We start from the raw sequence: 24,067 nt of genomic DNA, 5'->3' as shown, positions 1-24,067 counted from the left end.
GGACCTCTCAATTCATGGATCGAACGAACGATGCCGCACGAGTAGCGATTTCGGACCAGCGGCCCGCGGCGACATCGGAAGGGGAGACAACGTCGGTACCGGCCGTGACGGCAATCGCGCCCGCGGCAAGGAATTCGGCGGCGTTTCCCGCATTGACGCCCCCGGAAGGGATGAGCGCCACGTCTGGGAAGGGACCACGGAGGTCCTTCAGGTAGCCAGGGCCGAGCGCCCTGGCGGGGAAGATCTTCACCGCCGCCGCACCGAGATCGAGGGCGGTGAGCACCTCGCTCGGCGTGAAAGCGCCCATCACGACCGGGATGTCGTGCTGGGCGGCGACCTCGGCGACATCGGTGCGCAGTCCCGGGGTGACCAGGAACCGCGCGCCACTGTCGATGGCGGCCTTGGCGTGTTCGCCGGTGAGCACCGTGCCGACACCGAGCACCGCGCCCTCGGCCGCGGTGGCCGCGGCGAGATAGCCGAGCACGCCGGGGGTGGTGAAGGTGAGCTCCAGCGCCCGGATCCCGGACGAGGCAAGCGCTTCGGCGAGCGCGACCGGATCGGGAATCTCCGGTGCGCGCACCACGCTCAGCACGCGGTCGGCGCGGATGACCTCGATGGCCGAGGTACTCAAGATGTCTCCTTTCGCGAGGCGTCCATGCGCAGCGCGCGTCCGGCGAGGGTGCCGGTCGGCGCGCCGTTCTCGATGGCGAACTCGCCGTTGACGAGCACGTGCCGGATACCGCGCGCCTGCTGTTTCGGATTGTCGAAGGTGGCGGTGTCCACCACGGTGGCGGGGTCGAACACCACCAGATCCGCGGCGTAGCCGGTGCGGACGAGCCCGCGGTCACGCAGCCGCAGCCGGGCCGCGGGCCGGCCGGTCAGATGGTGCACACAGTCTTCGAGCTCGAGCACGCCGAGGTCGCGAACGTAGTGGCCCAGGTAGCGCGGGAAGGTGCCCCAGGCGCGCGGGTGCGGCCGAGCCGGGGCGAGCAGCGCGTCGCTGCCGCCCATGTGCCCGGGGTGCACCATGATCGCGCGCACGTTCTCCTCGTGCCCGACGTGCTGCAGGATGCTGGTGGCCAGCTGGTCGCGGCGTAACAGGTCGAAGAACACCTCGACCGGCGCCATGGCGCGCTCGGCGGCGATCTCGTCCACCCGTTTGCCGACGTAGCCCTCGAGTTCCGCGTTGGCCACACCGCTGATCTGAATGGTCTCCCACTCCACGGTCACGCCGTGGCAGCCGTCGGAGCCGTTCACGTTCACGTCCACGGCGATGCGCGCTCGCGTCTCGGGATCGTCGAGGCGGGCGAGTGCCGCGTCCGGGCCGCCGGACATCGCCCAGCTCGGCAGCAGCGCCGAAAGTGTGGTCGCGCCGGGAAGATACGGGTAGGTGTCCAGGGTGATGTCGCAACCCCGCGCCCGTGCGGCATCGATCAGCGCCAGGAATTCCGGTGCGCGACCACGATTCACGTGGAAATTCATGGTGGCATGGGTCAGGTGCAGTGCGCAGCCGGTCTTCTCGGCCAGGTCGATCATCTCCGCGTACGCCTCCAGCGCACCCGCGCCGTAGGACCGGGTATGCGGCGCGTAGAACCCGCCGAACTCGGCGACCACCGTGCACAGCGCCGCCAATTCGCCGGTGTCGGCGTACATTCCGGGCGTATAGGTCAGCCCGCTGGACATGCCGACGGCGCCCTCGCGCAAGCCCTGCGCGAGCAGCTCCTGCATGCGGCGGATCTCCGCCGCCGTCGCGGGACGCTGTTCGGCACCGACCACGAGCAACCGCAGCGTGCCCTGTGGCACCAAATAGGCTGCGTTGGGCGTGATCCCGCGGTCGAGCCGGTCCAGATACTCGCCGACGGTGCGCCAGGAGAAGTCGAGATCGGCGGGATTGCCGTTCCAGCCGGCGATTTGGCGGCGCACCACCGCGAGGGTGGCGTCGTCGATCGGGGCGTAGGACAGCCCGTCCTGCCCGATCACCTCGGTGGTGATGCCCTGGCTGACCTTCGGGAAGTGCCCGGGTTCGGTCAGTAGATGCAGGTCCGAGTGGGCGTGCATGTCGATGAAGCCTGGGCACAGCACGGCGCCGGGACCGGCATCGATGACCCGGTCGGCACCGGGGATGCTGCCCGGCTCGGCGATGCGGGTGATCCGACCGTGCTCGACGAGCACGTCGCCGCGAAAGCGCGGCGCACCGGTGCCATCGATGATGTCGATGTCGCGAAAGAGTAAGTCCGTCATGGTCCGCAGCTCAGAAGAAGGTGTGCAGGAAGTCGACGACCCGCGGCGACGGCGCGTCGGCATCATCGATGACCGGGATGAGCCGCCACTTGTCGAAGGCGGTACATGGATGCGACAGACCGAGCCGCACCACGGCGCCGACCGGCAGCTCGGTGCCAGCGGACAACCGCAGGAACGTGTGCTGGTCGTTCAGCGCGGATACCGTCGCCGCCGGATCGAACGCCGAACCTTCCGGTCCCGCAACGCATTGCGGGACCGGAAGCCCCTCATCGAAAGGCAGGTCGCGCCTGCCCGCGTCCAGCAGCGCCAGTTCCGGCTCCGGGCGCGACAGCGTGCGCGCCCAACCGTGCATGGCCGAACGCAACGGCTTCTCGCTGCGCGTCGCGGCGAACGGGGAGATGCCCGCGTAGAAACCGTCGTCGTGGATGATGTACGCGCCGGAGCGCAGCACCACCGAGGTCGGAACGCCCTGTGCGCCTTGCTCATCGGCGAGACCGGCAAGCCGTTCGACGACCAGGTCCGGGTAGGCACTGCCACCCGCGGTCACGATCGCGCCATCCGGATACTGTCCGGCGGCGACGAGTTCACGGTGCAGGCGGGCGAGTTCATCGAGATAGTGCCGCACGGTGTCGGTGGCTCCCGGCGTGCGGTCGTGCGCGAGCGCGCCTTCGTAGCCGCCGACACCGGCCAGGGTCAGCCGCTCGGCGGCGGCGATCGCCGAGGCGACCTCCCGCGCCTGTTCTACCGTGCGTGCGCCGGTACGGCCGTGCGGCCCACCGAGTTCCACGAGTACCCGGACCTGCGCCGTACCCGGCGCGGTGCGCAGGTGTTCGTCCATCAGCACGACGGTTTCGACGCTGTCCGCCCAGCAGACGAACTCGAAGGCCGGATCCTGCGCCGATGCCGCGGCGACCCAGTGCAAGCCGACCGGGTCGACGAGCGCGTTGGCCAGCTGGATCCGGCCGACGCCGAACGAGCGCGCCACCTGCACCTGCCAGATGGTGGCCAGCGTGATGCCCCAGCAACCCGCGGCCAGCTGCTGCGCCCAGAGTTGCGGCGACATAGTGGTTTTGCCGTGGGGGGCGAGCTGCACGCCCGCGGCACTCGCCCAGTCGGCCATGACGGCGATGTTCGCCTCGACGGCCGAGCGGTCGATGGTCAGCAGCGGCGTCTCGAACTGCGCGAGTTCCGGTGCGGTGGCGAGGAATTCGCGCACGGTGCGACCCCAGGCAGCGGGCGGCAGCCCTTTGTGCTCGGGACCGAGCGTCCGGTCTCCGAGTCCTGCTACGACGTCTTCGTCGATCGCCACGGCATTCCTTCCCAGCGAATTCGCGTTTTCTTACATAGCTTCTCGCTATTGCATATTTTGCAATGCTTGTTGCGCATCGTGTTTGGTGTGGTTATTCTGCACGGGATGGCCGGTGGCCGCAAGCACAGGAAGGAGATCGGTGTGACGTGGCCTACGTCGACCCGCCCACGGGCGGTAACCGTCGGCGAGGGACTTGCCGTGCTGGTCGCACAGCCGGGACCCCTGGAGGAGTCGGAGATCTTCGAGCGGACGGCGGGCGGTGCGGAGGCGAACGTGGCGACCGTACTGCCGCAACTGGGGGTCGACACGGCCTGGTTGTCGCGGGTGGGCGACGACGGATTCGGCCGATACCTGCTCACCCACCTCACCGAGCGCGGCGTCGACGTGTCGGCGGTGCGCACCGACCCCGGTAGGCCGACCGCCGTGTACGTCAAGGAGCGCGGGAGCGGCTCGGGCAAGGCCACCGACCTGGCCGAGCGGGCCAGCCGGATGCTGTACTACCGGACCGGCTCCGCGGCCAGCGCGCTGTCCCCGGCCGACCTCGAGGCGAGCACGGCCGCCCGGCTGCTCGCGGACTGCGACCTGGTGCACTTCACCGGGATCACCACCGCGCTGTCGGCGTCGGCGACCGCACTCACCGAAGCGCTGCTCGCGCTCCCCCGCGACGGCAGGCTGGTGAGTTTCGACCTGAACTTCCGCCCCGCCTTGTGGGCCGGGCGCGCCGAGCAGGCCGCCGAGGTGCTCGCCAGGCATGTGCGCGGCTGCGACGTGGTCTTCCTCGGCGCGGACGAGGCAGGCGCGGTGTTCGGCACCGACGACGCCGACGCGTTGCGGGCGATGTTCCCCGAACCCGCACAGCTGATCGTCAAGAACGATGCGCACACGGTCACCGGATTCGACGGCACGCACCGCGTCGAGGTGCCCGCGCTCGGACTCGAGGTCACCGAACGCATCGGCGCGGGCGACGCCTTCGCCGGTGGTTACCTCGCCGCGCTGCTGCACGACCGGCCGCTGGCGCAGCGGCTGCGCTTCGGGCACCTCTGCGCCGCCGCCGCGCTCACCGGAACGGGCGACGGCGCGCAACTACCCGCACCGGCGATACTGGAACGGTTGGCCGCGGTGGACGAAACCACCTGGGCCGAACTGCATTACAACGACACCGTCATCGAGAATGTGGCGTCATGAGCGGGCAGGCACGCCATGAGTCACCCTGAAGTCAGCGAGTCACAGTCATGAGTCAGAGTTTGTCGCGTGCGTTGACCATTCTTGTTGCCCTCGGCGAGGATTCGCGCTCGCTGGACCAGCTGGCCACCCAGCTCGGCGTGCACAAATCGACGGTGCTGCGGCTGCTGCAGACGATGGAGGCCCAGCGCTTCGTCACCCACGACAGCCAGCACCGGTATGTGCTCGGGTCGCGGCTGTTCGAGCTGGCCAACCGCACACTGGAGCAGCGCGACGTGCGCACGCTCGCGCGACCACACCTGAGCGCGCTGAACGCCGACACCAAGCAGACCATCCATCTCGCCACCTACGAGTCCGGCGATGTCATCTACATCGACAAGCTCGACGCCACCCAGAGCGTGCGGATGTACTCCCGGGTCGGCCGCCCGGCCCCGCTGCACTGCACCGCCGTCGGCAAGGTGCTCATCTCGGCGCTGCCCCGCTCGGAATGGCGGGTCATCGCCGAGAAGATCGACTTCCACCCCTTCACCGAACGGACCATCCGCACCCCCGAGCGCTACCTGATCGAGCTGGAAAAGGTTGCCGCCCTCGGGTATGCGGAGGACCACGAGGAACACGAGAGCTTCGTCAACTGCATCGGCGTCCCGGTGCGCAACGGCACCGGCGCGGTGGTCGCCGCGGTCTCCATGTCGGTGCCGGACATGCTGCTCGACCACGATCAGGTACTGGCCCAACTGCCGCGGGTTCGCGCGGCGGCCGACGCCATCTCCGCCGAGCTCGGCTGGATTCCCGGCCGAGCCACCACCGCCACGAAAGGCTGACCATGAGTGAGAAGATCGCCGTCCGCACCACCGACGCGCCCGCACCCGCGCACACGTTCTCCCAGGGCGTGCGCAAGGGACCGTTCGTGCAGGTCTCTGGACAGGGTCCGGTGGACCCGATCACCAACGAGTACCTGTACCCGGGCGACGTTGCGGCGCAGACCATCCGCACGCTGCAGAACGTGAAGGCCATCATCGACGCGAGCGGGGCGACGTTCGACGATGTAGTGATGTTGCGCGTCTACCTGACCACCCGCGACGACTTCGCCGCGATGAACGAGGCCTACGGCGAGTTCGTCAGCGCGAACACCACCGGCGACGTATTGCCCAGCCGCACCACCGTTTTCACGGGACTGCCGCGCGCGGAGATGCTCGTCGAGATCGACGCGATCGCGATCGTCACCGAGTAGCGCGACACCGCGCGCCGGAACGAAACTCACCGCCCCGACCCACGGATGGGTCGGGGCGGCTTTTGCCGCGTCGCGTAGTCAGCCGCGACGCGGGCCTCGATTCGGCTGCCGCCGTCAGACTTTGGCAGCCAGTTCTTCATCGATGGACACAGCGTCGGCATCGTCGGCTGCGTCGGCGGGCACCACCTGATCCAGCACCTCGCGGCCGACCATGCCCGCGCCGGGGATCGCGTCCAGCAGTTGGCGAGTGTACGGGTCGGCCGGCGCGGTCAGCACCTCCTCGACCGGGCCCTGCTCCACCACCCGGCCGTCGCGCATCACCACGACCTCGTGGGCCAGCGCGCGAACCACCGCCAGGTCGTGCGAGATGAACAGGTAACTGACGCCCAACCGCTCCTGCAGCGACGCGAGCAGGGTCAGAATCTGGTCCTGCACAAGCACATCCAGCGCCGACACCGCCTCGTCGCACACCACGAGCCGCGGCTCGATCGCCAGCGCACGAGCGATCGCGACACGCTGGCGCTGGCCGCCGGAGAGCTCGTTCGGGTACCGGTGCGCCATCGCCGCGGGCAGCGCGACCTGCTCCAGCAGTTCGGCCACCCGCGCCCGGCGGGACGCGCGATCACCGATACCGAAGGCGCGCAACGGTTCGGCGATCAACCGCTCCACCGTCCACATCGGATCCAGCGACGCGTACGGATCCTGGAACACCGGCTGCATCGACAACCGCGCCGCGCGCAGCTGCGGACCGCGCAGCCCGACCATGTCGACGCCGTTCAGCTTGATGGAGCCGGAGGTCACCGGCACCAAGCCGAGCACCATCCGCGCCGTCGTGGTCTTACCCGAACCCGACTCGCCGACAATCGCCGTCGTGCGACCACGAGCGATGGTGAACGACACATTGTCCACCGCGCGCAGCACCCCACCGCGGCCGCGGATCCGGTACTCCTTGCTGATGCCGGAGACCTCGAGGATCGGAGAATCCTTGAGCGACTTGGCAACCGCGGTCTCGGCAGCGGGCTGCTCGACGGCGACCTTCTCGGCCACGGTCTTGTCGGTGGATACCTTCGCGGCGGCGGCCTTGTCGGCGGATACCTTCCCATCGGCGGCTTTCGTGTCGGCAGCCTTCTCGTCGGCGGCTTCATCGCCGACAGCCTCGTCGCCGGAGACCGTCTCGGCGCCCGTCGTCTCGGCAGCGGCTTTGCCGACAGAAACCTTGCCGTCGGACGGTTTCCCGTCAGCGGCCTTCTCATCGACGGCCTTCTCATCGACGGCTTTGTCACCTACAGCCTTGTCGTCAGCCACCTCGCCGCCGACAGCCTTGTCACCGGCCACCTTGTCGCCAGCCGTCTTGCCACCGGCGACCTCGTCGCCAGCCAATTTGTCATCGAGGGCTTCGTCGGCAGCCGCTGTGGCGCCGGCCTTCTCGTGAACTACTTCGCTGTCAGCCGCGTTCTCGTCCGACGGCTTATCGTCAGCCGCCTTCGCGGCCGCCGCCTTCGCGGCCGTGGCTTCCCTGTCGGCGGTCTTCGCTTCAGCTACCGTCTCGTCGGCAACCTCCGCATCAGCGGCACCGCCACCAGCAGCCTTTTCATCGGCAGCCTGAGCGTCCGACGACCGCTGCTCGATGACCTTGCCGTTGGCAGCGTCTTCATCGGCTGCCTTTTCGCTGGCGACCTCGTCTGCGCCGGCCTTATCGGCGGAAGCCCCTTCATCAACAGGCTCCTCGTCAGCAGCCTTGCCGTCAGCGACGTTCTCGTCATCAGCCGTATGGTCCGCGGCTGCGCCGACAGTTGCCTGCTGCGCAGCAGGCTCGTCGTCCACCGTCGCAGCCGCGACCTTGCCATTGGCTGCCTTCTTGGCGGCACCCTTCTTGCCCGCACCCTTGCCGCGAGCAACCTCCGTCTCAGCAGGCTTGTCCTCGGCCGCCTCCGCATCGGCGACCGTGCCTTCGACCACCTTTGTGTCGGTGGCTTCGTCCGCGTCGACTGCCTTGTCCTCGAACGGCTTTGCGTCGCCGAGCTTGTCGGCATCCGTCTCGTCGGCTTCGGCGACCACACCGTTGGCAGCCGTCGCCGTGGCCACCGATTCGTCAGCGTCGGCGGCCTTTTCGTCCGTGCTCTGCTCGCCCCCAGCGGCACCATCGGCCACCGTACCGTTGACAGCCGCTCCAGCTACCGGCTCGTCACCGTCCGCGACCAGACCTTCCGCAGCCTCGACCGCCTGATCCGCCACCACCGGATCAGCCCGCCGCGGCGCGATCAACGCGGGCGCCGCCGCGACCAACCGCCGCGTGTACTCCTCCTGCGGGTCGGTCAAAACCTGTCGTGCGGGCCCGGATTCGACGATCTTGCCGTCGGACATCACGACCACCCGGTCGGCCCGCTCGGCGGCGAGGCCCAGGTCGTGGGTCACCAGCAGCAGCGCGGTGCCGAGTTCCTGGGTCAGCTTCTCCAGGTGGTCCAGGATCTGCCGTTGCACGGTGACGTCGAGGGCCGAGGTCGGCTCGTCGGCGATGAGCAGGTCCGGGCGGCAGGCCAGGCCGATGGCGATCAGCGCGCGCTGGCGCATACCGCCGGAAAACTCGTGGGGGTACTGCCGCGCCCGCCGGGCGGGTTCGGGCAACCCGGCCTGCCCGAGCAGTTCGATGGCCCGTTCTTTCGCCTCGCGGCGCGAGCAGATCTTGTGCGCGAGAAGGGTTTCCGAGACCTGGTTGCCTACCCGGGAGACCGGGTTCAGGTTGGACATGGGGTCCTGTGGGACCAGTCCGATCTCTTTGCCGCGCAGTCCGCGCAGCACCTTCTCGTCGGCGTGGGTGATGTCCGCACCGCGCCACCGAATGGTGCCGCCGGTGACCCGGCCGGAGCCGGGCAGCAGACCCATGATGGCGTGTGCCAGTGTCGATTTGCCGGATCCGGAGGCGCCGACGATGGCGACCCGCTCCCCCGGCTGGACCACCAGGTCGGCGCTCTGCACGGCGGTCACGTCGCCGAACGACACCCGCAGATCACTGATCTCCAAGAGTGGTTCTGTCATTGCGGGCTCCTTCAGCGCCGTGTCTTCGGGTCGAGAGCGTCCCGCAGGGCGTCGCCGAAGAGGTTGAATCCCAAGCAGATGATCGCGAGCGCCACGCCGGGGAAGATGCCCGGCCACGGCGTGCGGAGCAGGTATTGCTGTGCGTCGGACAGCATGATGCCCAGGCTGGGCGCGGGCGGTTTGATGCCGAGGCCGAGGAAGGACAGGATCGCCTCGCCGAGCACCGCCGTCGGCATGATCACCGTGGCCTGCACGATGATCGGCGCCAGCGAGTTGGGCAGGATGTGCTCGCCGAGGATGCGCCAGGACGGCACATCCATGGTGTTGGCGGCGAGCACGAAGTCGGTCTCCTTGAGCCGCAACGTTTCCGCCCGCACCACCCGCATCATGATCGGCACCTGGGCGATGCCGAGCGCGATGGCGGCGTCGGCGAGGCCGCCACCGTTGATCGCGGTCAGCCCGACCGCCAGGATGATGAAGGGGAAGGCGAGCAGCACGTCGGACAGCCGCGACAGCACCATGTCCGCCGCGCGCCAGTAGCCCGACAGCAGGCCGAGCGGCACACCGAGCAGCACGGCGCACAGCACCGAGAGCACGCCGACCTCGAGCGAGGCCCTGGTGCCGTAGAGCACCCTGGAGAAGATGTCGCGGCCCAGATCGTCGGTGCCCAAAAGGAATCCGACGGTGCCCGGCTGCTGGAACGGCGTAGAGAAGTGCACTTCACTCGGCGAGTACGGCGCGAGCAAGGGTGCGAAGACGCCAACGAAGATCACGATCAGCAGCAGCACCGCGCCGACCATGCCGAGCGGGTTGTGCCACAGCTGGCGCAGCACGCGGCCGCGCACCGCGGCCAGCGGCGGGGTCTGCAGGACCGGGTTCGGCTCCGCGGTGGTGGTCGTTTCGACGACCGGGGTGTCGGTGACTGTCATTGCGCCCTCCCGGACACTCGCACGCGGGGGTCGATCACCGTGTACAGCACATCGACCAGCAGGTTGATCACGATGTAGGACGCGGCGATCACCAGGATGACCGCCTGGATCACCGGGTAGTCGCGGGTGAACACCGAGTCGAGGGTGAGCTTGCCCATGCCGGGCAGGCTGAAGATCCGCTCGGTGACCACCGCGCCCGCGATGAGTCCGCCGAGTTGCAGGCCGACGATCGTGGTGACCACGATCAGGCTGTTGCGCAAGCCGAATCGGAAGATGACCGCGCCACGGCTGAGGCCCTTGGCCCGCGCCGTGCGCACGAAGTCCGCGGTCAGCGTCTCCACCATCGACGACCGGGTCTGGCGCTGCACCACCGCCGCGTGCGCGAGGCCGAGGATGATCGCGGGCAGCGTGAGGAAGTAGAGACCGCGCAGCGGATGCTCGAACGGCGAGACGTACCCCGAGGCCGGGAACCAGTTCAGCTGCACCGACAGGTAGAGCACCGCGAGGATGCCGACCCAGAAGGTGGGCACCGACAACGCGAGCAGCGAGAACCCGTTGGCGGCCCACTCCGGCCAGCGGCCGCGGAACACCGCCGCGAGCACGCCGCCGATCACGCCTGCCAGCACCGCGATGATCATGGCGTACAGCGCGAGCTGCATGGTCACCGGCAGCGTGGTGCCGATCATGTCGATCACCGGCGTGCCGGTGCGGATCGACTTGCCGAAGTCGCCGGTCAGCGCGTGGGTGACGAACTCGAAGTACTGCACCGGCAGCGACCGGTCCATCCCCAATTCGGCACGCACCGCGGCGAGGGCGGCTTCGTCGGCCTGCTCACCCGCCAGCGTGGTCGCCGGATCACCGGGGAGCGCGCGCACCCCGATGAAGACCACGATCGAGGCGAGCACCAACGTGACAGCGGACTGCCACAGACGGTGGAACACATACTGCAACATGGATTTTCAGCCCTTCCGATCCGCGACGAACGCGGCCTTGCCGAGCCGGACAGCGCCGTCGGCGTACACCTCGATGCCCGTCACCCATGTCGAGTGCACGGTCAAGTTACGCAGACGGTAGGTGTAGATATACGGGTTCTCCCGCTGAATGAATCGCACCGCCTGCTCATATAGCGCGCCGCGTTGCGCGGCGTTCGTACTGTGTGCGGCCCAGCCGAGAAGGTCATCCAGGATGGGCGAGTTGTATCCGCTGTAGTTGCCGTTCGAGCCGGTCGTGAGGAACCGGGCGGTGTTGCCGTCCGGGTCGATCCGGCCGGACCAGCCGAGCAGCAAGGCCTCGTAGGTGCCGCGCTTCTGCGCGTCCAGCATCGTCGAGTACTCGGCGGGCACGATCCGCAGATCGAATCCGCCCTCTGCGACGCTGTCTCGCAGGGCCTGTGCGTACCGGAGGTGGTCGGGCACGTTCATCACCTGCAACGTCACCGGATACGGCAGCTGCACGCCCGCCTCGGTCAGCAGCTCCTTGGCCCGTGCCGGGTCGAAGGCCGGGCACGCCGTGCTGGCGCGGGTGGCGTACGAGGTTCGTGGCGCGATCGGCGTGCACGCGGGCTCGTACCAGTTGTTGAACGCCTTCTCGACCAGCTTCTGCCGATCGACGCTCAGCGACAACGCCAGCCGGACGCGGGCGTCCTTGGCGATCGCGGTGTCGATCGGCTTGACCGGTTTACCCGCACCGTCGACATTGCCGATATTGATGTACATCCCCTGGAAACCGAACGAGCCCGAGGTCAGCACGCGCAGCTGCGGCAACTTGGCCAGCGTGTCCACGTCCTGCGGGGACATGGTGTCGGCCACCTGGATGTCGCCGGAGCGCAGGTTCGACTCGCGCATCTTCGGATCGGTCATGATCCGGTAGGTGATCGAGTCGAAGTGCACGTTCTTCGCGTCGTAGTACAGCGGGTCGCGGTCCACCTCGATCGAGGTCTGCGGGACCCGCTTGACGAACTTGAACGGGCCGACGCACACCGGGTGATCGCCGAAGTTCTTGTCCTTCTCCTTCAGCGCGGCGGGCGACATGATCATCCCGGCACGGTCGGCCAGCGCGGCGGTGAGCGGCGCGAACGGCTGGTTGTACCGGATCACCACGTGCGTCGAGTCGACCGCCTCGATCTCGCTGATCGAACCCATCTCACCGGTGCGCTGGGAGCCTTCCATCTTCCAGTGCCTGGTCAGGCTGGTCTCGACCGCGTCGGCGTTGAACGAGGTGCCGTCGGCGAACTGGATCCCGCTGCGCACCGGGATGGTCACCGTCAGACCGTCGGGGGAGATATCAGGCAGGGCCGTGGCCAGCTGGGGCACCAGGTTGCCGGACGCGTCGTTGTCGTAGAGCTTCTCGCAGACCGTGCTCATGACGTAGCGCATGTAGAGCGAGCTGGATGTGGTCGGATCGAGCTTGTCGGGTTCGTTCGACAGGCCCATCACCAGATCACCGCCCTCACGCACCGGCTGCGTGCCTACGGGTGTGCCGTAATCGTCGACGTGCGTTGCGGTCTCGGTGGTCTGTTGCGTCGGTGCGCAGGCAGCGAGGACGGCGGCGACGACACCGAGCACCGCCATCCGAGTGGAGCGAACGAGCATGCGCTACAACATACTTCAACACGCTGCATTTTTCGCCACCACCGTTTCTTTTTGTACATTGTTCTCTTAGCAGCCATGATGGGAAATCGTGGCGGGGGGAAATCGATACGGAAAATAGCGGTCCGGCGATTCCGGACCGCTAATTCCTGTGCGGTGTTCGACTATTGCGCTGCCGCGCGGTTTTTCAGTCCTTCTCGTCGAGGAAGGCGGCCTTGCCGAGCCGCACGACACCGTCCGCGTAGGCCTCGATGCCGGTCACCCGCTTGGTGTGCACGGTGAGGACGCGGATTCGGTAGGTGTAGAGGTACGGATTCTCCTGCTGAATGATCTGCGTCGCCTGCCCGTACAGCTCGGCACGCTTGGCGGTGTCGGTGGTGCGCGCCGCCTGGGCCAGCAGATCGTCCAGCTTAGGCGAGCTGAAACCGCCGTAGTTGCCGCCCGAGCCGGTGGACAGGAAGCGGGTCATATTGGCATCCGGGTCGAGCCTGCCCGACCAGCCGAGCAACAACGCCTCGTAGGTGCCGCGCTTCTGCACGTCCAGCAGCGTGGAATATTCGGCGGGCACGATCTTCAGGTCGAAGCCGCCTTCGGCGACGTTGGCCTGCAATGCCTGCGCATACCGAAGTTGATCCTGCGAATTGGTGACCTGCAGCGTGATCGGGTACGGCAGCTGCACACCGGCCTCGGTGAGCAATTGCTTCGACCGCTGCGGATCATAAGGCGGGCAGGCGATTCCGGCGGGGGTCGCGTAGGTGCTCTTCGGCACGATCGCCGAGCACGCAGGCTCGAACCAGTTGTTGAATACCGTATTGACCAAGGTCTGCCGGTCGATACTCAGCGAGAACGCCTCGCGGACTTTCGCGTTCTTCGCCAGCGGGGTGTCGATCGGCTTGGCCGGCTTGCCGACGCCGTCGACGTTACCGATATTGAGGTAGATGCCCTGGAAGCCGAGCGAACCCGTCTCCAGCAGGTTCAGGTCCGGGTCCTTGGCCAGCGCGTCGACGTCCTGCGGGGAGATCGTGTCGGCGACCTGAATGTCACCGGAGCGCAGGTTCGACGCGCGAATGTTCGCGTCGGCCATGATTCGGTAGGTGACCGTATCGAGATGCACGTTCTTCGCGTCGTAGTACAGCGGATCGCGTTCCACCACGATGGAGGTCTGCGGGATTCGCTTGACGAATTTGAACGGCCCGACACACACCGGGTTGTCGCTGAAGTTCTTGCCTTCGTCCTTCGCGAGCGCGACGGGCGACATGATCATCCCGGCCCGGTCCGCGAGGGCGGCGGTGATCGGCGCGAAGGGCTTTTTGTAGCGAATCACAACGTGGGTCGGGTCGGCCGTCTCGATAGCGGCGATCGGACCCATTTCGCTGGTTCGCTGCGAGGTTTTCATACTGAAGTGCCGCTGCAGACTGGTCTGCACCGCGGCCGCGTCGAACGCGGCGCCGTCGGCGAATTTGATTCCGGTGCGGACCGGGATGGTCACCGTCAGTCCGTCCTCGGACACGGTGGGCAACGCGGTCGCCAACTGCGGCACCAGATTTCCGGACGCGTCGTTGTCGTAGAGCTTCTGACAGATCGAGCTCATGACATAGCGCGTGTAGAGCGAGCTGGAGGTGGTCGGGTCGAGCTTGTCGGGTTCGGAGGAGAGGCCCATCACCAGGTCGCCGCCCTCACGTACCGGCTGCGATCCCACGGGTGTGCCGTAATCATCTGTGTGCGTTGCCGTTCCAGCGGGGTGCTGAACCGGTGCGCAGGAGGCGATGGCGGCGGCGGTAACGCCGAGCACCAGCATCCGTGTGAAGCGAGCGAGCATGCGCTACAAGATACTTCAAGGTTTCGGACTTTTCTCGCCGGGTATTCCTTTTCGTAGATTGTTCTCGTTTTTGTCATCGGACGAATCGAGACACCTCTTCAAATGACACGACAAATAGCGGTCCGGCGTTCCCGGACCGCTATTTGTTCGAAAGTTCAGTTATCGTCCCGCGGCGTAGCCCTGCATGCCGCGGGGATTGGCTCCAGCTGAAAGTACACCGTTCTCCCGGTCGCGGGCCACCGCGCACAACCGGCCCTCCGACCACGGGCCGCCCACCGTCACCCGGTGTCCACGCCGTTCGAGGTCGTCGATCACCTCGCTGCCGATCCGCGACTCGACGACCACCGAGCCGGGGCTCATCGCCCGCGGATAGAACGAGCCGGGGAAGCTCTCCTGATGCCAGTTCGGTGCGTCGATGGCGCCTTGCAGATCCAGTCCGCCGCGCACTTTTTCGCGCATGGCGACCGCCAGGAAGAAATGCAGGCTCCACTGATCCTGCTGATCGCCGCCCGGGGTGCCGAACGCCATGACGGCCTCGCCGTCGCGCAGCGCCAGCGACGGGCTGAGCGTGGTGCGCGGGCGGCGGCCCGGCGCAAGCGAATTGGGCAGGCCCGGCTCCAGCCAGGCCATCTGTAGTCGAGTACCGAGCGGGAAGCCGAGTTCGGGCACCACCGGATTCGACTGCAGCCAGCCACCACTCGGCGTCGCCGCGATCATGTTGCCCCAGCGGTCCACGATGTCGAGCTGACAGGTGTCGCCGCGAGTAGCACCGGAGGCGGCCACCGTCGGCTCGCCCGCGCCGCGCGGAACATCGACGGCCCCAACGGAATTGGTCTGCACGTAGCCACTGAGTCTGGGGCGCTGGCCGTCCGGGCTGCCCGGCCGCAGTTCGTAGGACGCCTGCGGGCCGATCAACGCGCTGCGCTGCGCGTTGTACCAGGGGGACAGCAGCGTCGCGAGCGATACCTGGGTGCTGTCGCCGTACCAGGCCTCGCGGTCGGCCATCGCGAGCTTCGAGCCCTCGATCAGGGTGTGGTAGTACTCCGGCGTGCCGTACTCCAGGCGCTCCGGCAGCAGCGCCAGTTGTTGCAGCATGACCGGGCCCTGGCTCCACAGGCCCGGCTTGGCGACGGTCCAGCCGTTCCAGGTGTAGGTGACCGGATTCTCGTATGTGGCACTGAAGTTCGCGAGATCGTCGCCGGTCAGCGTGCCGACGTTGCGCTCACCGGAGGTGTCCATGGTCGGCCGCGCGGCGGCGGCGACCAGCGCCTCGGCGATGAAGCCCTCCCGCCAGATGCGGCGCGCCGCTTCGATCTGGGTCTCCCGATCGGTGCCCGCGGCCTCGGCCTCGGCGATCAGTCTGCGCCAGGTCGCGCCGAGCGCCGGGTTGCGCAGCAACGCGCCCGCCGCGGGCGGCTTTCCGTCGCGCAGGTAGATCTCCGCGGAGGTGGTCCACTCGGTCTCGAACAGGTCGGCCACCGTCTCGACGGTCTCGCCGATCCGGTCGACCGCGGGATGGCCGCGCTCGGCATTGCCGATGGCGTAGGACAGCACGTCGGCCAGCCGCATCGTGCCGTGATCGCGCAGCAGCACCATCCAGGCGTCGAACGCGCCGGGCACCGCGGCGGCCAGCGGACCGGTGCCGGGCACCAGATCCAGGCCGAGCGCGTTGTAGCGGGCGATCGTCGCGCCGGCCGGGGCCGGGCCCTGACCGCACAGCACGCGCGGCGGCAGGCCGGCGGGTGCGAGAATGATCGGCACCTCACCGGCCGGGCCGTTCAGATGCGGCTCGACCACGTGCAAGACGAACCCCGCGGCGACCGCCGCGTCGAACGCATTGCCGTCGTTCTCGAGTACCGCCATCGCGGCGGCCGAGGCGAGCCAGTGGGTGGACGACACCATCCCGAAGGTGCCCTGCAAGGTAGGACGCGTGGTGAACACCCGCCGAGTATCTCCCCGGAGCGGTACGTACGTCCAAGACATCTATGGCACCAAACCGATAGCCTATGGTTATGGAACGTAGGCAGCTCGAGTACTTCGTCGCGATCGTCGAGCACGGCGGGTTCACCCACGCCGCGCGGGCTTTACGGGTAGCCCAGCCGTCGCTGTCGCGGGCGATCGGCAAGCTGGAGCGGGAACTCGGGGTGGCGCTGTTCCATCGGGTCGGCCGCAACGCGGTGCTGAGCAACGCGGGAGAATTCATGGCCGACCGGGCGCGCCAGGTGCTGCGGGATCTGGATGCGCTGCGGGCCGCCGCACAGGCCGTCGGGGCGGGCGTGGTCGGGCGCGTCGATGTCGCGGCCACCTCGTCCTCCACGCTGGAACCGGTGATCAGCACCATCGCCGAACTGCGCGAGCATCACCCGGGGCTGACGGTCGGCACCTGGTCGGCGCTGTCGGCGGCGGAGGTGGTCGCCATGGTGTTGCGCGGCCGCTGCGAGGCGGGGGTGTGCGGCAGCGCGGAACGCCCCGCCGGACGCGGGCTGGTGGCCCATCACCTGCGCGACGAACAGTTCCTGCTGGTGGCGCCGCCGGGCACGAAGATCGGCACCGATGGCACAGTGACGCCAGAAGACCTGCGCGGCATGAGCTTCGTGATCACCCAGCCCGCCACCGCCGTCCGGGCCCGGTTCGATCGACTCGCCGCCACCGTCGGCGATCTGCGCATCGCCGCCGAGGTCGGTGACCGCAGCGTGGTACTGCCGATGGTGCTGCGCGGCATCGGCGCGGGGCTGATGCCCGACGGCTGGCACGACCTGGCCTGCCGAGCAGGCGCCGAGGTGTACCGGTTCGACCCGCCGGAGAAGCTGCCGCAGTGGTTGGTGCACCGCGGCGGACCACTCACCGCCGCAGCGCAAGCGTTCATCGACACCACGCTGAGCCATGCCGCCCGGGCACGGGATGCGGTCTAGCACAGCCGCCCGACCGCGCACGGATGCGCGGAGCCACGCATCGCCGGGGTCGCTCCGAGTAACAGCCGCACGCCTTCTGATTTCCCGCACTAAGACCCGCCGCCCTGACACGCGTGCGGATGTCAAAGCCAGTGCGGCTGTCGGGGCGGGCTAGCCGGAGTTGCGCAGCGCGGTGGCGAGGCCGTTCATGGTGAGCAGGATGCCGCGTTTCACCAACTCGCTGTCGTCACCCGCGCGGAGCCTGCGCAGTAGCTCCACCTGCATCTGGTTCAGCGGCTCCAGGTAGGGGAAGCGGTTGTGGATCGACTCGGCCAGCGACGGGTTGTCGGCGAGCAGGTGATCGTTGCCGGTGATCGCGGCGTGCATGCGGATGGTTCTGGCGTGCTCGTCGCGGATCATGCCGAAGATCTTCTCCCGCAGCGCAGCGTCCTCGACCAGCTCGGCGTAACGGGCGGCAATGTCGAGGTCGCTCTTGGCCATCACCTGCGCCAGGTTCGACAGCACGGTGCGCAGGAACGGCCAGCGGCGATACAGGTCGGTCAGCGTCGCGAGCCGTTGCGGATCGCCACCGATCCACTCCTCCAACGCGGTTCCGGTGCCGTACCAGCCGGGCAGCATCACCCTGGCCTGGCTCCACGACATCACCCAGGGGATGGCGCGCAGATCCGATACCGAGTTCGTCGGTTTACGGGAGGCGGGCCTGCTGCCGATATTCAGGTCACCGACCTCGGCCACCGGGGTGGACTGCCGGAAATACTCGACGAAGCCCGGTGTTTCGTGCACCAGCCGCGAGTAGGCCGCGCGGGCCCGATCGGCCAGCTCGTCCATCAGCTCGTAGGACGGCTCCGCGTCCGGCCCGAGCCCCTCCACGTCCAGCAGCGTCGACTCCAGCGTGCCCGCGATGAGCGACTCCAGATTGCGATGCGCCGCACCGGGTTCGGCGTACTTCGCGGCGATCACCTCGCCCTGCTCGGTCAGCCGCAGCGAACCGTGCACGGCGCCGGCGGGCTGGGCCAGGATGGCGTCGTAGCTGCGGCCACCGCCGCGGCCGACGGTGCCGCCGCGACCGTGGAAGAGCCGCAGCCGGATTCCGGCCTTGCGCGCGACGTCGACGAGGTCGAGTTCGGCGCGGTACAGCGCCCAGTTCGCGGCCAGGTACCCGCCGTCCTTGTTCGAGTCGGAGTATCCGAGCATCACCTCTTGCCGCATCCCGCGCGCCGCGACCAGGTCGCGGTAGACCGGAACATCCAGTGCGGCAGCCAACGTCGCCGCGCCCGCGCCGAGGTCCTCGATCGTCTCGAAGAGCGGGACGATGCCCACCGAGCAGTGCGGCGGGCCGTCCGGTTCACCGGGATCGAGCAGGCCGCCCTCCTTGAGCAGCAGCGCCGCCTCCAGCATGTCGCTGACCGAGGTACACATGCTGATGATGTAGTTGGGCACCGCCTCGGCGCCGAAGGTGTCCACCACATCGCGTGCGGCGCAGACGATGTCGACTTCCTTGCGGGCCAGCTCGCTCAGCCTGGCGTACGGGCCGAGCAGCGGGCGGCGGGTGCGCAGCTCGTCCGCGAGCAGCTCGACGCGCTCGTGTTCGGACAGGCTCGCGTAGTCCGGATGCACACCGGCCCAGGCCAGCAGCTCGGCCACGACCTGCTCGTGCACCTCCGAGTTCTGGCGCATGTCCAGGCCTTGCAGGTGGAAGCCGAAGGTCTCGATGGCGTGCCGCAGCGCGGCGAGCTTGTCGTCGGCGAGCAGCCCGTCGCCGCTGGCGCGCAGCGAGGCGTCCACGGCGTCGAGATCGTCGAGCACCGCCTGCGGCGTCGGGTACGGTTCGGCGCCGATATCCAGGCCATTCGGCGGCACGTCACCGAGGGCACGGCGCGCTGTCGCCGTCAGCCGGGCCCGGATGCTGTGCACCGCACGGCGATACGGTTCGTCGGCATGGGTCGACGGGTCGGGGTAACCGGCTTCGGCGAGCGCGGCCACCGCGGGCGTCACCGGGACCAGGCGGGCCGACAACGCCAGCGCCTTCTCCAGCTCGACCAGGTCGCGCAGGTACCGCGAGAAGGCGACGGTCGCGGCCTGGTGTCCGGCCTGTCGGACGACATCCGCCGTCACATAGGGGTTTCCGTCGCGATCACCGCCGATCCACGAGCCGGGCCGCAAGATCGGCCGCGGCAGCAGCTCGACGCCGGGAAAGCGCGAGCGCAGCGCGGCCCGCACCTCGGCGTTGATCGCCGGGATCACGTCGAACAGGGTGATGTCGTAGTAGCGCAGGCCCACCGAGATCTCGTCCTGGATCCGCAGGCGCGCCAACCTGATCAGCGCGGTGCGCCAGAGGCCGAGCACCTGCCTGCGAATCTGTTGCTCGTATTCGACGCGCTCGCGCTCGGTGTCGGTGTAGCGCTGGCGCAGCCGCATCAGCTCGGTGATCCTGGTCTGCCCGTCGAAGACGGTGCGGCGGCGGGTCTCGGTGGGATGCGCCGTGATCACCGGGGACACCAGCGCGTCGGCCAGCAGGTCGGCGACCTCGGCCCCGTCCAGCGCCGCCGCGTCGAGTTTGCGGTAGGTGGCGGCCAGCGACGAATCCTGCGGCGGCTCACCGGCCGCCTCGTGCGCCTTGCGGCGGCGGTCGCGCTGGATGTCCTCGGCCAGGTTGGCCAGCAGCACGAAGTAGCTGAAGGCGCGGATCAGCGGGAGCGCCACCGCGATGTCGACACCGTCGAGCATCTCGGCGACCGCGCTGCGCTCGACCTCAGCGCGACGCACCCGGAAGGCCTCGATGCGCACCCGCTCGATCAGATCGAACACCTCGGGGCCCTCGTGGTCCCGGATGGTGTCACCGAGGACGCCACCGAGAAACCGGATGTCGTCGCGCAGCGGCCGGATGGCGTCCTGTTGCGTCTCGCTCGTCGATTCGCCCATGATCAGACAGTATTGCCGTCGAGGCCGCGGTGGTATGCGACGGATCCCACACCGTGTCGCCGGGCGGTCGCCGAGCCGGGCCGGTCTCGGTATCGACCGCGCCGGGTGACCCCCGGGATGCCCCGGGAGTCAACGATTTTCGTCCGGCTCAGCCGAGAACTTGGGAGAACCGCAGGTGGTTGCCCCACGGGTCGCGGAAGCCGCAGTCGCGCATGCCGTACGGCTGGCTGACCGGCTCCTGGGTGACCTCGACGCCCGCGTCACGCAGCCGGGCGAAGGTGTCGTCGGCCGATTCGGTGGTGAAGATCAGCATGCCCGCCGCGCCGTTGTTCAGGCGGGACTCGGCCGCCGCGCGGGCCGTGTCGTCGGGCACCATCGCGGGGGTCTCCAGCAGGAACTCGATGGTCGGCTGACCGGCCGGGCCGACCGTCAGCCAGCGACCGCCGGGGAACGGCAGGTCCTGGCGCAGCTCGAGGCCGAGCAGGTCTCGGTAGAACTCGAGGGCCTTGTCCTGGTCGCCGACGAGCACGCCGACGTGGGTGAGGGCGAGGTCTTTGCCGTTGCTCATGGTGTGGGTTCTCCTTCGGTAAAGCGGGACAACATTATCGACGGTGCCGCCGCGCGGAATTCATCGGCGGTCGTGGTGTCGCCGACCACAGCACCGAAAAAGCGGCGGGGCTAGCGTTTCGGCCAGTACCAGGGCGGCTGATCCAGCATGCCCTGGCCGGCGATGATGGTCGCGCCGACTTGCTTGACCAGTTCGATGGTGTGCAACTCCGGTGTGCTCTGCGCCAGCGCGGTGACCAGCGGCCGGGCATGGGTGACGACCACGACCTGGGTGTCCGCGGCGACGGTGGCGATGAGCTCGGCGAGCGGAGCGAGCAGTTCGGGATGCAGGCTCGTCTCGGGCTCATTGAGGACCAGGAGTTCGGGCGGGCGCGGGGACAGCAGCGCGGCGACCAGCAGGAGGTAGCGCAGGGTGCCGTCGGACAGTTCGGCGCCGCCCAGCGGGCGCAGCAGTCCGCGTTGATAGAGCGCGAGCTCGAATCTGCCGTCGCGGTCGATGATCTCGACCTCGCTGCCGGGGAACGCGCGATCTATCGCCTTGTCGAGAATGTGCGCGTCGCCGATCTCGCGGATGGTCTGCAGGGCCGCGGCCAGGTCGGCGCCGTCGTGACCGAGCACGGTGGTGCGCGTGCCGATCTGCGGCGACCTGGCCGGCGCGTCGGCGTCGGTGCGCAGGTGGTCGTAGAACCGCCAGGACCGGATGCGCTCGCGCAGCACCAGCAGATCCGGCGCGCTCTGCGGATCGGCCAGCTCGCTGAGCATGCTGTCGAACGGTTGCAGCGCGTGCGGCACCATCGCCCAGCCGCCGTCGTCGTCGCGCAGGCGCACCACCGGGCCGCCGCGGTCCGCGAGCAGGGTCGAGGGGCGCAGCACCGGCCCGGCCCAGACCGCTTCGGCCTTGATCACCGGGTCCAGATTGAATCTCGAGGTGCTGTCGGGTGTCGGCGTGCCGAGCTCGGCCGCGTACCCGAAGTCTTCGCCCGCGAAGCCGACCCGCAGCGCGGCATCGCCGGTGGGCGTGCTGCCCTGCCCCGCCCAGCGCGCCGACGCCACCCCGCCTTCGCGGGCCAGCGCGGCTACGGCCCCGTTGCGCGAGAAGTCCGCCAGCAGCCGCAATGTGCGGTAGAGACTGGACTTCCCGCTGCCGTTGGCCCCGCTCACCACGTTCAACCGGCCCAGCGACATGGTGACCTGTCGCAGCGACCGATAGTTCTCGACTGCCAAGGTCCGCAACATGCCCCCAGGCTAACGAGCCGCTACGACACGCGATCCGCTACAGCTGCCGGATCACCCGCGCCGGATTACCGGCGGCGAACACCCGCGACGGCAGATCGCGGGTGACCACACTGCCCGCCCCCACCACCGTGTCGTCCCCGACCGTGACACCCGGGCACACGATGACCCCGCCCCCGAACCACACGTTGTTACCGATCCGGATCGGCGCCGCGGTCTCCCACCGCTGCCTGCGCAGCTCGTGATCTTCCATCGGGTGCAGCGCCGTCAGCAGCTGACACCGGGGACCGATCGACACGTCGTCGCCGATGCTGATCGGCGCGCAATCGAGCAGGATCGCATCGTAATTCAGGAAGCTGTTCGACCCGATCTCGATGAGATACCCGTAGTCGCACTGGAATCGCGGCATGATCCACGACCCCTCCCCCAGCTTGCCGAGCAGTTCGCGCAGCACGGCGTCGCGCCGCTCGCCCGCCGCGGACCGGTTGAACTCCGCGCAGAGCGCCTGCGCCCGGTGCCGCTCCGCCACCAACTCGGCGTCGTTGTCCCGGTACAACTCCCCGCGGAGCATGCGCTCCTTCATCTCACCCACCTCGCCACCCTAGACACAGAACGGGACATGGCTGCGACGGCTGTCGCGGTCATGTCCCGTTCGGCGAAAAGCGGTCAGGCAGGCATTCCCTGCACCGATAGTCGGTGGAACAGGACCTGCTCGAGCAGTGCCACGAGCACCTCCTTCACCGATTCCCGGTCGCGCGCATCGCATTCCAGCACCGGGATCCAGTCGTCGAGTTCCAGCGCCTCGCGCACCTCGCCGAGGTCGAAATGCATGCCGTTGTCGAAGCGGTTGACCACCACCACGAACGGCGTCTGCTTCTCCTCGAAGTAGTCCAGCACCGGGTAGCAGTCACCGATCCGGCTGGTGTCCACCATGATCACCGCGCCGAGCGCGCCGTCCACCAGGTCGTCCCACAGGAAGACGAAGCGGTCCTGGCCCGGCGTGCCGAACAGGTACAGGATCAGCGAGCGGTCCAAGGTGATTCGGCCGAAGTCGAGCGCGACCGTGGTCTGCGTCTTCTCCGCGCGCCGGCCCGGATCGTCGACGCCGATCGCGACCTCGGTCATCGCCGCCTCGGTGACCAGCGGCTCGATCTCGGAGATGGCACCGATGAAGGTGGTTTTGCCGACGCCGAATCCACCGCTGATCACGATCTTCACCGAGGACGGCATCGTCGGGGCGGGCGGCGGGTTGTCAGAGTGCCCGTACAAGGTCCCTGATCCTCTCGATGGCAGCGGTGGACAGTTGATCGGCCTCACGCACCGTCGCGTAGCCCCCGGCGACGAGGTCGCTGACGACGACCTTCGCGACACCGACCGGAACGCGCAGCGCGGTACCGATTTCCGCGATGGAGTGTGGCTGCTGGCACAGCTGCACCACGGTGCGCTGCTCGAACTGCAGCGGCGCGGACAACGCCGAAGGCGGTGCCTGCACCAGGGTTTCGATGCGCAGACCGTCCATCAACGGCGTGGTGCGCCCCGCGGTGACGACAAAGGGACGCACAAACTGTTCATCACTGTCGACAAGCTCGTCGGCCGGGGCTTCTTTTTGGCCTGGGCGATCCGGATCGAACCATCCGAACATCTGGTTCATCGGAATCATCCGCGGGTCCGGCAGCCTCGGCCGGTCAGGATCTCTCATCTTCGCAACGTCTCTCGCAATTCGGAAATCAACGTCGGGTCAAGGAGCGACCCGGCGCGTTCGGCCAGCACGGCCATTTCGTAGCCGACCAGACCGACATCGCAGTTGCCGTCGGCGATGACGCCGAGGCAACTGCCGTCACCCATGGCCGAGACGAGCAGGAAGCCCCGCTTCATCTCGATCATGATCAGTTTGAGCCCATCGAACGAGTAACTGCGCGATGCGCTCTTGGCGAGGCTGGCCAGACCGGACACCATGGCGGAGAGCCGGTCGGCTGAGGTGCGGTCCAGACCTTCGGACATCGCGATGAGCAATCCGTCCGAGGAGACCGCCACGGTGTCGCGGACGCCGTCGGTTTCCCGGACGAAGTTCGCGAGCATCCAGTTGAACGTGTGCGGG

General features: G+C 68.3%; 20 protein-coding genes and 1 pseudogene. 4 read left to right on the top strand and 17 right to left on the bottom strand.

What is annotated here, in order from left to right:
• Positions 1-7: 7 nt before the first annotated feature.
• From ACIHA7_RS18205 to ACIHA7_RS18195, 3 genes are read right to left on the bottom strand one after another with little or no spacing between them, the layout of a single operon-like run.
• A complete protein-coding gene (locus ACIHA7_RS18205) occupies positions 8-631 on the bottom strand; it encodes a bifunctional 4-hydroxy-2-oxoglutarate aldolase/2-dehydro-3-deoxy-phosphogluconate aldolase (protein ID WP_397290702.1) in 624 nt (207 codons plus the stop codon).
• Positions 628-2,241, bottom strand: coding sequence for an amidohydrolase family protein (locus ACIHA7_RS18200; protein WP_397290699.1), 1,614 nt, complete (start codon positions 2,239-2,241; stop codon positions 628-630). The genes ACIHA7_RS18205 and ACIHA7_RS18200 overlap by 4 nt, the downstream gene beginning before the upstream one ends.
• Before the next feature lie 10 nt (positions 2,242-2,251).
• The gene (locus ACIHA7_RS18195; RefSeq protein WP_397290697.1) at positions 2,252-3,550 is read right to left on the bottom strand and encodes an amino acid deaminase; all 1,299 of its coding nucleotides are present in this window, start codon (positions 3,548-3,550) and stop codon (positions 2,252-2,254) included.
• A gap of 141 nt (positions 3,551-3,691) precedes the next feature.
• On the opposite strand from ACIHA7_RS18195, the gene ACIHA7_RS18190 reads away from it, so the two are divergent.
• Genes ACIHA7_RS18190 through ACIHA7_RS18180 form a run of 3 tightly spaced genes read left to right on the top strand, consistent with a single transcriptional unit; the run spans position 3,692 to position 5,963 of the window.
• Positions 3,692-4,735: a sugar kinase gene (locus ACIHA7_RS18190; RefSeq protein WP_397290695.1), complete on the top strand. Its 1,044-nt coding sequence runs from the start codon at positions 3,692-3,694 to the stop codon at positions 4,733-4,735.
• Positions 4,736-4,782: 47 nt separating this feature from the next.
• The gene (locus ACIHA7_RS18185; RefSeq protein WP_397290693.1) at positions 4,783-5,553 is read left to right on the top strand and encodes an IclR family transcriptional regulator; all 771 of its coding nucleotides are present in this window, start codon (positions 4,783-4,785) and stop codon (positions 5,551-5,553) included.
• 2 nt (positions 5,554-5,555) lie between these two features.
• A complete protein-coding gene (locus ACIHA7_RS18180) occupies positions 5,556-5,963 on the top strand; it encodes a RidA family protein (protein ID WP_135236058.1) in 408 nt (135 codons plus the stop codon).
• A 114-nt stretch (positions 5,964-6,077) separates the two neighbouring features.
• Here ACIHA7_RS18180 and ACIHA7_RS18175 read toward each other — a convergent pair whose 3' ends face one another.
• The 7 genes and pseudogenes from ACIHA7_RS18175 to ACIHA7_RS18145 form a co-directional block, all read right to left on the bottom strand.
• Positions 6,078-7,010, bottom strand: a complete 933-nt coding sequence (locus tag ACIHA7_RS18175) for an ABC transporter ATP-binding protein (protein WP_397290835.1) — start codon at positions 7,008-7,010, stop codon at positions 6,078-6,080.
• Between the two features lie 1,143 nt (positions 7,011-8,153).
• Positions 8,154-8,999: pseudogene (locus tag ACIHA7_RS18170) on the bottom strand (ABC transporter ATP-binding protein); the annotation flags it as partial.
• Between the two features lie 11 nt (positions 9,000-9,010).
• Entirely contained in the window at positions 9,011-9,928 is a 918-nt protein-coding gene (locus ACIHA7_RS18165) for an ABC transporter permease (protein ID WP_240771768.1), read from the bottom strand.
• Entirely contained in the window at positions 9,925-10,881 is a 957-nt protein-coding gene (locus ACIHA7_RS18160) for an ABC transporter permease (RefSeq protein WP_397290690.1), read from the bottom strand. The genes ACIHA7_RS18165 and ACIHA7_RS18160 overlap by 4 nt, the downstream gene beginning before the upstream one ends.
• Positions 10,882-10,887: 6 nt before the next feature.
• Entirely contained in the window at positions 10,888-12,519 is a 1,632-nt protein-coding gene (locus tag ACIHA7_RS18155) for an ABC transporter substrate-binding protein (RefSeq protein WP_397290688.1), read from the bottom strand.
• Positions 12,520-12,703: 184 nt separating this feature from the next.
• Entirely contained in the window at positions 12,704-14,335 is a 1,632-nt protein-coding gene (locus ACIHA7_RS18150; protein ID WP_397290686.1) for an ABC transporter substrate-binding protein, read from the bottom strand.
• A 159-nt stretch (positions 14,336-14,494) separates the two neighbouring features.
• Complete coding sequence (locus ACIHA7_RS18145) at positions 14,495-16,276, bottom strand: gamma-glutamyltransferase family protein (RefSeq protein WP_397290684.1); 1,782 nt, start codon at positions 16,274-16,276, stop codon at positions 14,495-14,497.
• Between the two features lie 71 nt (positions 16,277-16,347).
• On the opposite strand from ACIHA7_RS18145, the gene ACIHA7_RS18140 reads away from it, so the two are divergent.
• Positions 16,348-17,247 carry a LysR family transcriptional regulator gene (locus ACIHA7_RS18140; protein WP_147129961.1) on the top strand — a complete coding sequence of 300 codons (900 nt, stop codon included), beginning with the start codon at positions 16,348-16,350 and terminating at the stop codon, positions 17,245-17,247.
• A 150-nt stretch (positions 17,248-17,397) separates the two neighbouring features.
• Here the strand turns inward: ACIHA7_RS18140 and ppc are convergent, their stop codons facing one another.
• From ppc to ACIHA7_RS18105, 7 genes are all read right to left on the bottom strand, one after another.
• Entirely contained in the window at positions 17,398-20,169 is a 2,772-nt protein-coding gene (gene ppc / locus ACIHA7_RS18135) for a phosphoenolpyruvate carboxylase (protein WP_397290682.1), read from the bottom strand.
• Between the two features lie 148 nt (positions 20,170-20,317).
• Positions 20,318-20,737 (bottom strand): VOC family protein, encoded by a 420-nt coding sequence (locus tag ACIHA7_RS18130; protein ID WP_397290680.1) that lies wholly within the window; start codon positions 20,735-20,737, stop codon positions 20,318-20,320.
• 110 nt (positions 20,738-20,847) lie between these two features.
• Positions 20,848-21,972: an AAA family ATPase gene (locus tag ACIHA7_RS18125; RefSeq protein ID WP_397290677.1), complete on the bottom strand. Its 1,125-nt coding sequence runs from the start codon at positions 21,970-21,972 to the stop codon at positions 20,848-20,850.
• 37 nt (positions 21,973-22,009) lie between these two features.
• Positions 22,010-22,561, bottom strand: a complete 552-nt coding sequence (locus ACIHA7_RS18120; RefSeq protein WP_397290675.1) for a sugar O-acetyltransferase — start codon at positions 22,559-22,561, stop codon at positions 22,010-22,012.
• Positions 22,562-22,635: 74 nt separating this feature from the next.
• Positions 22,636-23,178, bottom strand: a complete 543-nt coding sequence (locus tag ACIHA7_RS18115) for a GTP-binding protein (RefSeq protein ID WP_397290833.1) — start codon at positions 23,176-23,178, stop codon at positions 22,636-22,638.
• Positions 23,179-23,221: 43 nt separating this feature from the next.
• On the bottom strand, positions 23,222-23,668 hold the full coding sequence (locus ACIHA7_RS18110) for a DUF742 domain-containing protein (RefSeq protein WP_397290673.1): 447 nt from the start codon (positions 23,666-23,668) through the stop codon (positions 23,222-23,224).
• Positions 23,665-24,048 carry a roadblock/LC7 domain-containing protein gene (locus tag ACIHA7_RS18105; RefSeq protein ID WP_135237972.1) on the bottom strand — a complete coding sequence of 128 codons (384 nt, stop codon included), beginning with the start codon at positions 24,046-24,048 and terminating at the stop codon, positions 23,665-23,667. Before ACIHA7_RS18105 ends, ACIHA7_RS18110 begins: the two co-directional genes overlap by 4 nt.
• Between the last annotated feature and the right edge of the window lie 19 nt (positions 24,049-24,067).

Source organism: Nocardia sp. NPDC052316, from assembly GCF_044547795.1.
Lineage (GTDB): Bacteria > Actinomycetota > Actinomycetes > Mycobacteriales > Mycobacteriaceae > Nocardia.
Note: the sequence above shows the minus strand (reverse complement) of the source record. Positions and strands in the feature narration are given on the sequence as shown.

Excerpts from the sequence above, each read along its gene's own strand:
- ACIHA7_RS18140 (WP_147129961.1), top strand. The coding sequence starts at position 16,348 with ATGGAACGTAGGCAGCTCGAGTACTTCGTCGCGATCGTCGAGCACGGC.
- ACIHA7_RS18180 (WP_135236058.1), top strand. The coding sequence starts at position 5,556 with ATGAGTGAGAAGATCGCCGTCCGCACCACCGACGCGCCCGCACCCGCG.
- ACIHA7_RS18160 (WP_397290690.1), bottom strand. The coding sequence starts at position 10,881 with ATGTTGCAGTATGTGTTCCACCGTCTGTGGCAGTCCGCTGTCACGTTG.
- ACIHA7_RS18105 (WP_135237972.1), bottom strand. The coding sequence starts at position 24,048 with ATGCTCGCGAACTTCGTCCGGGAAACCGACGGCGTCCGCGACACCGTG.
- ACIHA7_RS18165 (WP_240771768.1), bottom strand. The coding sequence starts at position 9,928 with ATGACAGTCACCGACACCCCGGTCGTCGAAACGACCACCACCGCGGAG.
- ACIHA7_RS18130 (WP_397290680.1), bottom strand. The coding sequence starts at position 20,737 with ATGAGCAACGGCAAAGACCTCGCCCTCACCCACGTCGGCGTGCTCGTC.
- ACIHA7_RS18155 (WP_397290688.1), bottom strand. The coding sequence starts at position 12,519 with ATGCTCGTTCGCTCCACTCGGATGGCGGTGCTCGGTGTCGTCGCCGCC.
- ACIHA7_RS18110 (WP_397290673.1), bottom strand. The coding sequence starts at position 23,668 with ATGAGAGATCCTGACCGGCCGAGGCTGCCGGACCCGCGGATGATTCCG.
- ACIHA7_RS18200 (WP_397290699.1), bottom strand. The coding sequence starts at position 2,241 with ATGACGGACTTACTCTTTCGCGACATCGACATCATCGATGGCACCGGT.
- ACIHA7_RS18150 (WP_397290686.1), bottom strand. The coding sequence starts at position 14,335 with ATGCTCGCTCGCTTCACACGGATGCTGGTGCTCGGCGTTACCGCCGCC.
- ppc (WP_397290682.1), bottom strand. The coding sequence starts at position 20,169 with ATGGGCGAATCGACGAGCGAGACGCAACAGGACGCCATCCGGCCGCTG.
- ACIHA7_RS18185 (WP_397290693.1), top strand. The coding sequence starts at position 4,783 with ATGAGTCAGAGTTTGTCGCGTGCGTTGACCATTCTTGTTGCCCTCGGC.
- ACIHA7_RS18125 (WP_397290677.1), bottom strand. The coding sequence starts at position 21,972 with ATGTTGCGGACCTTGGCAGTCGAGAACTATCGGTCGCTGCGACAGGTC.